General features: G+C 63.2%; 1 protein-coding gene. It reads right to left on the reverse strand.

Annotated elements, in window-relative coordinates; genetic code table 11:
* Window positions 1–36: 36 nt before the first annotated feature.
* Window positions 37–915: IS30 family transposase (locus D8M39_RS12475; RefSeq protein ID WP_126875123.1), on the reverse strand; the 879-nt coding region annotated here is incomplete at its 5' end.

Raw genomic sequence — 915 nt, forward strand, 5'->3', positions numbered from 1 at the left:
TGGCAGGTTCCAGGGGTCCTCGCAACACCTGGTTGTTTAGTCAGTGATTAGTAGATCACGCAGACGCTGGGCTGGGTTCTTCCAGTCCAGCGTTTTGCGTGGTCGCCCGTTGAGTTCCTGGGCAACATGCTCGAGATCCTCCGGGCTGTAGACCCCTAGATCGGTGCCCTTGGGGAAGTACTGGCGCAGCAACCCGTTCGTGTTCTCATTCGAGCCGCGTTGCCAGGGCGAGTGCGGATCACAGAAGTACACCGGCACTCCCGTGGCGATCGTGAACTGTTTGTGCCGTGCCATCTCCGCACCCTGGTCCCACGTCAGGGACCCTCGCAGGTGCTGGGGCAAGGACCCGATCAGCCTGACCAGAACATCGCGGACTTCCTCGGCCGTGTGACCTCCCGGCAGGTGCCCGAGCATCACGTACCGCGTGGAACGCTCGACCAGGGTCACGATCGCGGAACTACCGCCGGTACCCACGATCAGATCCCCTTCCCAGTGTCCGGGCACAGCCCGGTCCTCTATCGTCGGTGGTCGGGCAGAGATCATCACCATCTCATCGACGAAGCGCGCAGAACGCGCCTGGGGGTCACGGTGGGGTTTGCGTCGGGTCCGGCCCGTGCGCAATGCGGCAGCGACCTCGCGTTTGAGCCCACCACGGGCTTGGAGATACAAGGCCTGATAAATCGTCTCGGTGCTCACGCGCATGCTTCTCTCCTCGGGGAACTCCTCGATAAGAGTGTTGCTGATCTGCTGCGGAGACCACCGCAGCAACAGCCTGGCCTGCACGTACTCCCGTAGCCGGCCCGGGGCCAGGAGCTTGGCCTGTTTCGGACGAGCCCGTGAGCGCGCCCAGCCACGGTGAGCGACATAGGCCCTGTAGTGCCCTGCCACGGAACGGTTGTCGATCTCTCGTTTGAT

Source organism: Kocuria sp. HSID17590, assembly GCF_003989485.1.
Classification (GTDB): Bacteria; Actinomycetota; Actinomycetes; order Actinomycetales; family Micrococcaceae; genus Kocuria; species Kocuria salsicia.